Annotated in this window: 10 protein-coding genes; 7 read left to right on the top strand and 3 right to left on the bottom strand. The window is 34.5% G+C overall.

What is annotated here, in order from left to right; all coding sequences use genetic code 11:
• Positions 1-449: 449 nt before the first annotated feature.
• Both TYM08_RS02015 and TYM08_RS02020 read left to right on the top strand, forming a co-directional pair.
• Entirely contained in the window at positions 450-2,864 is a 2,415-nt protein-coding gene (locus TYM08_RS02015) for a PKD domain-containing protein (RefSeq protein WP_422381306.1), read from the top strand.
• Between the two features lie 10 nt (positions 2,865-2,874).
• On the top strand, positions 2,875-3,390 hold the full coding sequence (locus tag TYM08_RS02020; protein ID WP_422381307.1) for a DUF1566 domain-containing protein: 516 nt from the start codon (positions 2,875-2,877) through the stop codon (positions 3,388-3,390).
• 597 nt (positions 3,391-3,987) lie between these two features.
• Here the strand turns inward: TYM08_RS02020 and TYM08_RS02025 are convergent.
• Complete coding sequence (locus tag TYM08_RS02025) at positions 3,988-4,290, bottom strand: hypothetical protein (RefSeq protein ID WP_422381308.1); 303 nt, start codon at positions 4,288-4,290, stop codon at positions 3,988-3,990.
• Positions 4,291-4,556: 266 nt separating this feature from the next.
• Between TYM08_RS02025 and TYM08_RS02030 the strand changes: the two genes are divergently transcribed.
• The 5 genes from TYM08_RS02030 (at position 4,557) to TYM08_RS02050 (ending at position 8,004) form a co-directional block, all read left to right on the top strand.
• Entirely contained in the window at positions 4,557-5,177 is a 621-nt protein-coding gene (locus TYM08_RS02030) for a hypothetical protein (RefSeq protein ID WP_422381309.1), read from the top strand.
• A 20-nt stretch (positions 5,178-5,197) separates the two neighbouring features.
• Entirely contained in the window at positions 5,198-5,605 is a 408-nt protein-coding gene (locus TYM08_RS02035; RefSeq protein WP_422381310.1) for a hypothetical protein, read from the top strand.
• 67 nt (positions 5,606-5,672) lie between these two features.
• The gene (locus tag TYM08_RS02040; RefSeq protein ID WP_422381311.1) at positions 5,673-6,701 is read left to right on the top strand and encodes an NAD(P)-dependent alcohol dehydrogenase; all 1,029 of its coding nucleotides are present in this window, start codon (positions 5,673-5,675) and stop codon (positions 6,699-6,701) included.
• Positions 6,702-7,271: a Crp/Fnr family transcriptional regulator gene (locus tag TYM08_RS02045; RefSeq protein WP_422381312.1), complete on the top strand. Its 570-nt coding sequence runs from the start codon at positions 6,702-6,704 to the stop codon at positions 7,269-7,271.
• A gap of 139 nt (positions 7,272-7,410) precedes the next feature.
• On the top strand, positions 7,411-8,004 hold the full coding sequence (locus tag TYM08_RS02050; RefSeq protein ID WP_422381313.1) for a hypothetical protein: 594 nt from the start codon (positions 7,411-7,413) through the stop codon (positions 8,002-8,004).
• 117 nt (positions 8,005-8,121) lie between these two features.
• Here the strand turns inward: TYM08_RS02050 and TYM08_RS02055 are convergent, their stop codons facing one another.
• On the bottom strand, positions 8,122-11,052 hold the full coding sequence (locus tag TYM08_RS02055; protein WP_422381314.1) for a polysaccharide lyase family 7 protein: 2,931 nt from the start codon (positions 11,050-11,052) through the stop codon (positions 8,122-8,124).
• 424 nt (positions 11,053-11,476) lie between these two features.
• On the bottom strand, positions 11,477-12,445 hold the full coding sequence (locus TYM08_RS02060) for an IS30 family transposase (protein WP_422381315.1): 969 nt from the start codon (positions 12,443-12,445) through the stop codon (positions 11,477-11,479).
• Positions 12,446-12,628 lie beyond the last annotated feature (183 nt).

Raw genomic sequence — 12,628 nt, forward strand, 5'->3', positions numbered from 1 at the left:
TTGATGAGGGGAGGCTGTCATGTTTTTTTAGATGTGGCTGTCTTCTACTCTATTTGACTTCGGACATCACAAACGATGAACAATGTTCTGGTTCTACAATTTACATGTCAGTTAATAAAAAGGCTGAAATATTAATTTATCTTGGCCTTTTTATTTTATATCTCATGAATGATGTTTAATAATTGACAGCGCTGGACGCGTAATTGGGCGTAGCTTTTAATTTCAACATGGATGTTGGAATTAAACTTAAAGAGCAGAGTTTGGTGTATTGATGGATTCATTTGCATACGAAGTAGGTGTGACGGGAAGACGTGACTCTGTGACTGAATACAACTGCAGAGAAATTTCATATCTGCCCTTAACTATATAAAATCCCACCAAAACCTATTACAATCAAACCATATTAAATTCAAACCATATTAAATTCAAACAATAGGCTTAAAACCTCAATGAACACAACCATTTTAAAAGGACTATTCATAGGCACTGTTTTATTATTCTCTTCTTGTGATGAAGCGAATGTTAATGATGTGGCAAACCCTGATACTGATATAGGAACATACGTTACGACAGATGTTATTTCGCAAACCGATACTCAAACTTTAACCCAGTCAAATACCTCAAGCGAAACTCAGACGCAATCCATCACTCAAACAGAGGTAGAAACTGACTCGCAAACTAACACACAAAGTGAAACCATTACAGATACTCATTCTAATACTGAAACAGAAATCGAAAATTTAGCACCCATTATTTCAGCCGGTGAAGATAAAATTGCCTATGAAGATGAGGTGGTGTATTTAACTGGTGAAGCAATGGATTCCGATAGTTTTCAACTCACTCATTTATGGACTCAAGCATTCGGCCCAGAAGTTATAATTGAAAATCCTGACAGTCAGTTTGCTCAATTTACAGTGGGAGAAATTTCTGCCGCCACTTTAATAGGTATTAACTATCAAGTAGTTGATGAATATTTAAATACTTCTACCGATCAAATTATTATTAGAGTTGGGCCTGTAAACGATGCACCAACTGCCACTATTTCTGTACCTGTTGATAATTTTGAAGAAGACAATATTATTTTATCTTCTGAAGTCTCAGATGTAGATAGCTCTAGTTTTACGCATCTTTGGACTCAAGTTTCAGGAACGCCTGCAAATATTTTGAACAGTAGGAATGCTCAAATGACTTTTGTAGTTGATGAATTAGCCGAACAAGAAACGTTATTATTTTCATATACCGTAACAGATAGTCAAGAAGCATCTTATCAGCAAGATGTGTACGTAATTGTACAACCATTTAATGATGCCCCCACTCATCAATTAAATATGGTTAGTTCAGAAATTTTTGAACAAACTAATCATCAAATTGATGCAATAGTAGTTGATGTAGACAGTGAAAATTTCACACACCTTTGGCAGCAGGTTTCTGGAACTACTGCATTATTAACAAATGCTGACACCCAAAATTTAACTATTTATTTTGAAACTCTAACAATACCTGAAACTTTTACGTTTTCTTATCAAGTAACAGATGATCAAGGTGCATCATCTCAATCAGAAATATCTTTTGATTATAACCCAACAAACATTGCGCCAGTTGCTAATGCTGGTGTCGATCAAACAATCATTCACAATGCTGATTTTCCTGTACTGCGTGGAAGTGCAACTGATGAAGATTCAGAAATTGTTACAACTATGTGGACGCAAATAGCAGGCACTCCCATTGAAATTAATTCACCAGAAAATTTAGTCATTACCATTCCAATTTATGATTATTTAGGTACCGAAGAAATTATTTTTGAATTAACTGTTACTGATGATTTTGGAAGTAGCCATAGTGATCAAGTATCATTTTTTATGCAGGTTATTAATGATCCGCCTCATGTAAATGCTGGTAAAGATAAATATGTTCATTCAGAGCAGGATGTTAAACTAATTGGCGATTATATAGATCCCGATTATGGAAATACTGCATTTAATTGGGCACAAACTAATGAATTGGATAATTTAATTGCATTACAAATTGAAAGTGATTATGCAGTTAGCTTTACTGCTCCGGAAGTTGTTTCACAGACTGATTTTTATTTTAGTTATAGTGTCACTACGGATGAAAATATTATTTTTTCAGATCAAATGGTCGTTTCTGTTTATCCACAAGGCGCTGATATTTATTTTGAACGTCAAACATTAAGCGATACAGGTTCAATCAGTTGTTTTAAAGATTTAGATTGTGATGATGCTAATACAGTCAAACAAGATGCACACTTTGGTCGCGATGCCGATTTAAATTTAATTAAAGAGGGCTCTGGTTTTGCTGGATTTGATTTTACAAAATTAGATGAAGATGGATTAGCATTGCCAGTAGATGCATCACAACATACCTGCGTGTTGGACAATCATACAAACTTAATGTGGGAAGTAAAAACAGATGATCATGGACTTCATCATTATGAGAGTACTTATTTTTATTTTGAACCAAACTCAGAATTAAATGATGGAGTAATTGGTCATGAATTAACAGGGCAAACTTGTGAAAACTATACAGGCGGTGTGGTGGTAACTCAGTGTAATACTCAGGTATTTTTATATGAAATAAATCAATCAAATTATTGTGGGTTTAATGATTGGAGAATTCCAACTTACGAAGAGATGATGTCTATTGTAATAATGGGTGAAGGTACAAGATTAGATGAAGAGTTTTTCCCGTATACATTAACAAGAAAAAATCACAGAACATCGACAATTACGGCGCCTGCATTTAATAATTCAATTAGAGCGGTTTATTTTTATGAACTCCCATCTTCATTTACAAATACTAAAGTTGGCCCGTTGCCTTTAATTTTAGTTCGCGAAAATAATTAAGGAAAATACTATGACGATTAAAAAACTTGCAATAATTTTAAATATTTTTCTTGTGGTAAATTTTGCACAAGCGACATGTTATGAACAAATGGAAGACAATACCCCAACTATTCGTTATATTTTTAGTGATGATGGTTGGGTAACAGATAAAAAAACAAATCTAATGTGGATGCGTTGTTCATTAGGTCAAACTTGGGAAAACAATACCTGTACTGGTCAAGAAATTTATACATTTGAAAATTCACTAATCATATCAAATGAAGCAACTTTTGCTGGATTTGACGATTGGCGCTTACCTAATATTAAAGAGCTAATTTCGATTGTTGCTAATAATTGTAATCGTCCAGCAATTAATTTGGATGCGTTTCCAGGAACTACCGACTCAATTATAAATTCATTTTGGAGTGCAACAAAAACAAATGATAACTCTAGCGCTTGGTCGTTAGATTTTGCGGAAGGCACCCCAAGAGTCATTACAGTGAGTGCTTATTATCAAGTTCGTTTGGTTCGAGATTTATCCAATTAGTAATATTATAGAAAAATATATTATTACTGTTTAATAGTTTGGTGGAAATTATGGAATTTGAAATAAAGGAATAATAGGGGGCTGGTTTTCAATTTACATGACAGTTAATAAAAAGGCTGAGATATTAATTTATCTTGGCCTTTTTTGTAGCTTGGGAATGAAGTTTAAAAAATGACAGCGTTGGACGCGTAATCGAGCAAAGAGATTTTTCAAGAAAGGTTTTCTTTCGCGTTGTGTATGGATGCACTAATGCCGTAATTGCAGGATGCTAAAGATCGGTAAGACATAATCATGTAGCTTTATTTTTTTATTGGGTTAATGACTATTAAACATGCCGTTGGAAATATTCGACAGCCAGTTCCTTACGCTGTTCTACCACTTACATCCTGAAGCCACTTGAAGAGTTATGACGCTAAGGTCAATTGTTGAGCTAATGGAAGGCTGATAGGAAAAGGCCATGAAGAACCAGAAATACTGGCATGATTGTCAGCAACAAAATTGTGCCTAAATGGTTTGTCCTGAGCAATTGCTCTTGTATTGTTCTAACTGATCATTACGTCGTTAAGCAAAAAATGATCATTTCTAGTTTGCACAATTTTATTGTTCGGTTTCTACATGTCCAGTAGTACAAGGCCGAGCATATTTTAATGTGTTTGATTGTATTAATGCTTTTTCAGATAAATTATCCAATGTTAAGTCGTATGTATTTTGTTTGCTTGAAAGTTGATCGGGTTCTTGTTGTGTTTGTTCAGATAAAATTATTTGTATCGTAGCAGTATCTGCTGTGTATTCTGATATCAACTCTTCAGTAGTTTGTTCTAATTGCTCAGTATCACACAGAGCTAAACTGCTGCAAATAGATAATAGAGTTAAAAAAGACATTTGGTTAAATTTAAGCATGCTGCACCATTAATGATATTGATTGTTTATAGAGTAAAGAGCGCTCAATACGTTACAGTAAAATATAATCAGTTATTGCATTTTATTTTGATATGTTTGAATTGACGCAATTTTTTTGATTATAATTTATTGGGTTATTAAAAATATCAATTAATTTCTAATGTTAAATTTTCAATGCTTTCATTTTCAATACAATCATTCAATGTTAGTGTTATTTATTTATTCGTTTTATAATCGAGCCATTATTAAACAGTATGGGGCATAATATGAATGTGAAATTCGCAAGGCTTTTAATCGCGTTATCCTTGGTTTGGCAGGCGCCAAATGCAATGTCTTTGGGTTTAGAGTTAAGAGGTGGCGCAGGTTTATTTGTAGACAATCAAGAACGATTAGAAAAAGCAGATCAAGGTGAATTGATCGATGCAGCAGCGGGTGTTGAATTTAATATAGGTGACCAAGCCTACTTAGTTGAATTGGAATTAAACACCACCGAAATGCAAACTGCAGGATATAACGCATATAAAGATCCATCATCAAACAGTCTGCCTACAGAGCATGTTGAATGGAAGAAAATCGACACTCGATCAATGGCTCGATTAAATTTAATGAATATTCGATCGTTAAATAAGCGTCTTTCAGTGTATTACGGAATATCAATACTGGGTGCTGAAGTGACGCATTCTAAAATTGAATATGCATTTGGTAATATGGTTAACATGGACAAAGACAGTTATATAGGTTGGTATTTTGGTTTAAATGCTCAATTAGACTATGAAGTTTTTTCATTAGGTGGGTTGTCAATACATGCCTATGCAAACCCTTTTAATTACTATTATAAGGTTGGATTTAGTAGTGATGTAGGGTTAAAACTTAAATATTCTTTTTAATTTATGGACAAATTTTAAATATGTTTAATGTAAGTTATCAAATACATACAAATATTGAATTAGAATTAATGTTGGAAGGAAAAAAGCCGTTAGCGATGTTTGGTGAAGACATTTCATGTTTACCTAATGAGCAAATCATTCCTGAAGAAAAATTTGCCCCTTATGTTGAAACTGGTCTGTTTGTAAGGGTGGAAGAAATAGTAGAAGGTATATTTAGTGAAGTGTTAAATCGGCCAACAAAAATTAAATATGTATTGTTTGCTGTAAAAGATCAGCAATGGCGAGCAACCATGATGCTTCAATTGCATAAAGAATTTCAAAAAACCAAACAGTGGAATGAAACCTGTGAAGGTTTAGAGGGGTTTTTATTAGGCTACAGCGAGATAGAGCAAGATGAATGGCGACAGCGTCAGGTGAATAAAAATTAAAAAATAATACATTTCTTAATTATCATGTAATATAAAAGCATAATATTAGTCGATAATTGGTGTGTGTATGAAGGCGTTGATTCAATCAAAATATGGTGGTCCAGAAGTTTTAAACATTCAAGAAGTGCCTGTGCCAATTGTAAAACCCGATGAAGTACTTGTTAAAATTCATGCCGCAGCGGTTAATGATTATGATTGGAGTTTAATGCGAGGTAAGCCTTGGTTGTATCGACTAATGTTTGGATTGTTTAAACCAAAATCAAATATTCCAGGAATGGAACTTGCGGGAATAGTTGAATTAATCGGTGAAAATGTCACTAAATATAAAGTAGGTCAAAGCGTATTTGGGGATATATCTGAATATGGATTTGGGGCATTTTCTGAATATGTTGCAATAAACGAAAATGCAATTTTTTTAAAACCTGATTTTTTAAGTTTTACAGAAGCCGCAGGACTTTCTCATGCAGCAATGTTAGCTTGGCAAGGATTGGTGCAATTAGGAGAGCTTGAATCTCTTGCAACGTTCAAAAAAACACAAAATAAAAAAGTGCATATTTTGGTTAACGGCGCAGGTGGTGGAATGGGCATGTATGCTTTAATAATCGCCAAGCATTATAATGCAGAGGTGACAGGCGTTGACGCAACTGAAAAATTACCCGGTTTATTAAAACTGGGTTTTGATTATGTTATCGATTATACCAAACAGGATGTTACTAAAATTTCAAAGAAATTTGATTTAATCATTGATGCAAAAACCAAGCGCTCACCTTTTTCATTTTTAAAAATTCTAGCAAAAAATACGACATTTATTACAGTTGGTGGAGATCTTCCAAGGCTGGTTCAAATATTTTTTGTTTCTAAATACATTAAAAAAATTCATCATAAACAAGTTAAAATATTAGCACTAAAAGCCAATCAAGGGTTGGAGGAGTTTTATGAAATTTTAAAAAACTCAACTATTAAGCCGATCATTGATGGGCCTCATAGCTTTGAAAAAACAAATGAAATGATTCAGTTTTTTGGTGAAGGCAAACATTGTGGAAAAATCATAATCGATATTGCTGGATCAAAACTTCATGAAAAAGGAGGTGCTTAAATGGATCAGTTTGATGAAATTCAATTAACTCAAGAAGAACAATCTGAATTTGAAAAATTACAAACAATTAAATATTACAAAAAAGGCGAAGTATTATTAAATCAAAATCAGCCCTTAGATCGTTACTTTTATGTGATTAATGGTTGTGTCAGAAGTTATCGCTTGATAGATGATCAAGAGGTAACAATGGAGTTTTACACAAAGGGTCAAAGCGTATTACCTGCTGTGATCAATAAAAATATTCGATCATCATGTTATGTGGTGTGTCTAGAAGACAGCGAACTTGGAGTGGTAGATCAAAAAATGGAAGACACTGTTTTTCGTCAGTTTCCTCGATTAAAGCAGGTATGCCTAAGCACCAGTGAAACGTTATTACTTGATCAACAAAGAGAACATTTACGCTGGAAAAGTTCAACTTTAGAACAACGTTATATTCATTTGTTAAAGACTCGCGCAGATTTATTAAACCGAGTACCTCATTATCAAATAGCTCAATATTTGGGTGTAAAACCTGAATCATTGAGTCGATTAAGAAAAAAACTAGACGATAAAGGCGTGTCATATATTTAAGGAAACTCTGATCTAGAAAGATAAATATTTCTAAATCAGAGGTTCCTTAATAAATATTTTTTAGGGATTCTTAACCAAAGTCAATGAAATGGATTAAATAGCATATAAAATCATATTCTTTAACCATTAAGGTGACAATATGAATTTTAAAAGACTTATTTTGCTCATTATAATATTATTTACCTCACCATTTTTAATTGCGCAAGAAAAATCATTTCATGTCAATGCGTCGTTATTCATGCTTGTAAATATTATTGAAGAATCACCAAAGTACGCACATATCGAATTTGCAAAAATACTGAGTGACAAACATATTATCGGCGTTGAGTTTTTAACTTGGGAGTATCGGGCACCTTTAGGTATTCCATATGGAAAACATTATGACGATCCAAATGAAAATTTCCCAGGCGTTGTTAAAGATATCGGTTTAGGTGTGTCCTATCAGTATTTTTATAGCAAAAACTGGTTTAGTAAATTTCATATAACGCCTTTTTATCAACAGTATTTAGATGAATCCAAAAATAAAATTCAAAGTGGATTTCAACTGTTTAGTGTAGCTAGAACTGGGTACCGTTGGGAATTTTATGACAATCAATTATTTATTGAACCTTCAATAGCCATAACCGCTTGGCCAATTAATACGAATATGCCCAGTGATTTTCAGTTGATAGAAGATAACTGGCCAAGTTTTTTCTTATTTGAACCAGGCTTGAATATTGGCTTTAGATTTTAAGTGGGGCTTAAGTTAAAATATAAAGCGAATACTAAGAATTAAAATAAATTTAACCCTCGAAAAAAAGCCCGCAAATATTGCGGGCTTTCAAACTTCAATCTAATCAATCACATTCAATTAATCAGCGTTTGGACCTACATCACTTGGTGTTAATGGTGTGCGAACAATAAAGTTTGGTGTACTTGTTACTTCTTCAACTTCAGCGGAACTTAACGGACCACCAGAAACGGCAGTGGCATTACCAATAGCATAAGCAATATTACCTGACCAAGTATTAGTTTCACTGTTTGAATCATTACCAAATTGAATCCCAAAGCCGCCCATTACAATGTTGTCGATAATTGAAATGTATGTTGGGGAATTTTTGTAATTACTGTCTGCGCGACCAATATATATCCCGCCACCTACAGTATTTACAATCGTATTATTACGAATCACCACATCGGTACCATCTTGATGACTGTCGCCATTTGTACTATCTGACGTGTCGCCATTATCAATAAGTAATGGCAGTCTCCAGGTTGTGCCGGTTAACCCTTCCATATAGTTGTCATGAATTCGATGGCCTGCGCCATAGGTGCGAATACCGCCAGTTTGATAGTTATTGTCTGTCACTAAATCACCGACGCCAACCCCATAAAAACTGTTACCGTATGCTTGGTTATCATGGCCTAAACGAAACGACAATGAACCCATTGCATTCACAAATGTGTTGTATCGAAATGTGTTTCCAGAAGTTTTGATTGTCATGATTTCATTTTCGCCATCGGTATCTTCAAAGTAGTTATATTCCACTACGTTGTTTGTCACAATGTCTTGTGAGTCTGCAATGCCCATTACTAATACTTCACGATCAGAGTCTCCGGCAGGTACGCCATTTACTAAATACGGAACAATGTTACTGAATTTATTGTGATGCACGTGTGTGTTTTTTGTCATCAAACCATTTTCAGATTCGTATTGATATTTGATAAAGCTACCTGTGTTTTTTTGATTGTCAGCGTTCAGCATGACGTTTTTATCACGAAAATCATTGTAGGCAATTTCAATAAATACACTTTCGCCTGTCATGATTAATGAGCTTTGTGGTGTGACGACATCTAAATGATCAAACACGTTTCGTAATACTTTAATATTGGTTGAGTTTACGATTTTGAATAATGTGCTTGCGTCTTCATTTGGACCAAAGATGAACCCTTGGAAAGCCATGTTATTTACGTTAGTTAATGACACACTTTCTAAAGTGATTGAACCAATTGTTGCTGCACGAATTAATACTGGGCTTGTAAAGCTTATTTCTTTTATAGAAATTTCACCGCCTTGGGTAATAATAATTTCATCACCACCTGTTACTGTGCCTGCTGCTAAAAGATCACTCAAGTCATCCGCTGATGAATAGTGTGTTTGACCCGTTACAACGACTGAACCTGTGTTGGATGCTACTGTTGTAGACACTTTATTTTCAACGTCTAAATCACCAATTAAATCGCCGTCATCTACATAGCCTGTACCCGGATCAACTTGTGTGTCGGTTTGAGTGTTGGTGTTTGTTTCGGTTGATGTTTCTGTTTGTGTTGCGGTTTGAGTGGCTGTCTCAGTTTCAATATCTGTAGCTGTCATTGTTCCTGTTTCAGTGATTTCATCACCAAGATACACGCGCTCATAACTTAAGTTTGTAAACGTAAGCTGACTTAATGTGATGCCTGCATCAATATAAAATTGAGCAAAATCGTCTGAGCTTTCTACTTTTTCATTTGTTTGCGCATCCTGTGCTTGCAAGTAATTACCAAACTTTAAATATGAAGCGGAGTCATCTTGAACGGTTGCATCAAATGATTGACCCATAGCTGTTACGGTAACGTGGCCAAAATCATTGATGACTCTAAAGTCAAAATCTTCACCACTTTGAATCACACCAAGCAGTTTTTTCTCTTCGCTGCTGTCTTCACCTAAGATACGAACAAACACATCAAATATACCGTCATTGGCAGTACTGTTTGCTATTACACCAGCGTCTTCATCAAAACCAGATTCACTTGTGTCTGCGATATACAGTTTCATGATTGTCCCGGTATCGCTTGCGTGATGTTGAATCACAATCGTTTTAGAGCCTGGCGACATTTCAACTTTAATGTTTGCTCTGAAGTCTTCGTATACTTCTGTCATTGCTACACGTTGATCGGTATAAATTTTATATTCGTGTCTCCAACCGTTACCATTTGGGGTAATGTGTTGTGCCGCTAACGCATCAAAAACCATGCTGTCGTTTACAACAGGATCAAGGTCGTTATCACCACCTTCTAAATCCCAATAGCTAAAGTCCCAACCTGTTAAACCACCTGTATTAGAGTTTGTCTCTGTATCTGTTGGTGTAGCTGTCTGAGTTTGAGTTTGAGTCTGAGTAGTTATCATTGTTTGTGTTGTGGTGGCAGAATCATTTTTGTCTTCATCAAAATAAATTTCAATTTCAGAAATACTGTTCCAATCTGATTCGCTATTACCATAACCAATAACACGTACTGTAGTGGTGGTTGTATTTTCAATATCAAAATACTCAAAACCAGCGGTTAATCCTGCTGATTGGCCTGAGTAAACGGTTGTCCACGAACCATCTTGTTCTAAAACTACAATATCAAAAATGGTTGCGCGTTCATCGCCTTTTAAAAATATGATATCTAAACCAGCGACTGTTTTTGGTTTTGAAAATGCAAGTTGTAGCCATTGTGGCTCGCCACTAATAGACTCTGCTGACCATCTTGTTGATTCATCGTTGTCATATACGTTTTCTGGCACATTTACATCTTGGCTTGATTTTGCGCTAATAAATACACCGTTCACTTCAATACCATCAGGGTCAATTGAATCAATTACCACTTCAGTATTGGTTTGAGTCTCTGATTCTGTGGAGGTAACACTTTGTGTTTGGGTGTTTACTTGATCAGATGTTACATCTGAGTCGGGTCCATCTTGGGTGGGTGAAGTACAAGCAAACATCGTTTGTGTTAATAAAACTACGACACTTGCTTTACTTAGAAATTTATAATTCATGACAACTCGCTTGGATTAATTGATTGAAATTTCACTATGTGAGCGCAATGTAATAGTTTGTAAAAAGCTATTTATTTATGGGTAATTAATATTACAAAATATTAGCCCCAACCCACAATCATAGAAAAATATCATTAAATATAATCGCCTAATCATAATCAAGTGACACAGTGTTGCATTCTATCAACCTGATCCACAACTTTAAAAATGAACTAATTTTATTTGTTAATTAATCAATTTTTTTAAAACAGGTTTCTAAAAAATAAATAAATATTCACTTAATTAAATAGGATTGATGTTAGATATAACGTTATATGAATGTAATAACCGTTAGCATTAGTTTAGGATGTGAAAAGAAAAATATTAAATTCGATCTATCTTGAATTATAAATTACGCGGATTCAAATCCGAAGTGCATCAAAATCTATGCAGCGAATGCTGCTTGATATTCATGCATTAAATCATATGGCGTTTCATAATTCAGTATTTTTCTTGGCCTTGTATTTATTTTTTTAATCGCACAATCTACCTCTTGCTGCTTAACAGTTTTAAAGTCAGTGAATTTTGGAAAATACTGGCGAATTAATCCATTTGTATTTTCATTCAACCCTCTTTCCCAGGAACTATATGGGTGCGTAAAATAAATTTCTGCGTTAAGTGCTTTACTAATTTCTTCATGTCCAGAAAACTCTTTTCCATTATCTGCTGTAATCGTGTGAACAAGGTCTTTGTAAGGTTCTAGTAGCCTAATTGTTGCCGCTGTTACATCTTTTGTACTTTTGCTTTTTACCTGTGCAGCGACTGTAAATTTTGTTTTACGCTCAACAATAGTAACTAATGCACCACTGTGTCCTTTTCCTATTATGGTATCAATCTCCCAGTCACCCACGCGGGATTTTAAATCAACAATGGATGGCCGATCATCAATACTGATTCGGTTTTTAATATGTCCACGTGTTGATTTTCCATTACGGCGTTTATCATATTTTTTTCCAACTCGACGAAGGTGTGTGTATAAATCACCACCTGCACGCTTATCTTTCCAAATATGAATATAGATGCTTTCGTGGCTGATGAGTGTCGCCTCATCTTTAAGAAGCCAATTTGAGATTTGTTCAGGGCTCCAATCCAATCTAATTTTAGTCTCTATAGTTAAGATCAATTCTTTAGTCATCTTTGTTGGTTTACAAGCATTTTTCCTTCGATTATCAGTCAATATCTGTGCTTGTTTGTACCGATAACCGCGTTCGCCTGTGTTGCGTTTAAGCTCTCGACTAATTGTGGATTGATTGACATTAATAATTTCTGCAATTTTTCTTTGTGAAAAATCACTTTTAATTAATGCGTAGATCTGGCATCTTTGTTCATAGGTTAGCTGTGGGTTTATACTCATAATCACTTCATCTCTTGCCGGAGAAAAAGATTATGAGCTTACCTTCAGCTGACCTCTTTTTCTACCTTGTTAGATGATGCACTTCGGATTTGAATCCGCGTTATATAATTGTTGACCAGTGTTTAAAAATTATGAATATATAATTTTAACGTGACTTAAAAATAACACTGTACTAAATTCAAT

Source organism: Marinicellulosiphila megalodicopiae (assembly GCF_045862395.1).
Taxonomy (GTDB): Bacteria; Pseudomonadota; Gammaproteobacteria; order Pseudomonadales; family Natronospirillaceae; genus Marinicellulosiphila; species Marinicellulosiphila megalodicopiae.

Excerpts from the sequence above, each read along its gene's own strand:
- TYM08_RS02015 (WP_422381306.1), top strand. The coding sequence starts at position 450 with ATGAACACAACCATTTTAAAAGGACTATTCATAGGCACTGTTTTATTA.
- TYM08_RS02020 (WP_422381307.1), top strand. The coding sequence starts at position 2,875 with ATGACGATTAAAAAACTTGCAATAATTTTAAATATTTTTCTTGTGGTA.
- TYM08_RS02025 (WP_422381308.1), bottom strand. The coding sequence starts at position 4,290 with ATGCTTAAATTTAACCAAATGTCTTTTTTAACTCTATTATCTATTTGC.
- TYM08_RS02030 (WP_422381309.1), top strand. The coding sequence starts at position 4,557 with ATGAATGTGAAATTCGCAAGGCTTTTAATCGCGTTATCCTTGGTTTGG.
- TYM08_RS02035 (WP_422381310.1), top strand. The coding sequence starts at position 5,198 with ATGTTTAATGTAAGTTATCAAATACATACAAATATTGAATTAGAATTA.
- TYM08_RS02040 (WP_422381311.1), top strand. The coding sequence starts at position 5,673 with ATGAAGGCGTTGATTCAATCAAAATATGGTGGTCCAGAAGTTTTAAAC.
- TYM08_RS02045 (WP_422381312.1), top strand. The coding sequence starts at position 6,702 with ATGGATCAGTTTGATGAAATTCAATTAACTCAAGAAGAACAATCTGAA.
- TYM08_RS02050 (WP_422381313.1), top strand. The coding sequence starts at position 7,411 with ATGAATTTTAAAAGACTTATTTTGCTCATTATAATATTATTTACCTCA.
- TYM08_RS02055 (WP_422381314.1), bottom strand. The coding sequence starts at position 11,052 with ATGAATTATAAATTTCTAAGTAAAGCAAGTGTCGTAGTTTTATTAACA.
- TYM08_RS02060 (WP_422381315.1), bottom strand. The coding sequence starts at position 12,445 with ATGAGTATAAACCCACAGCTAACCTATGAACAAAGATGCCAGATCTAC.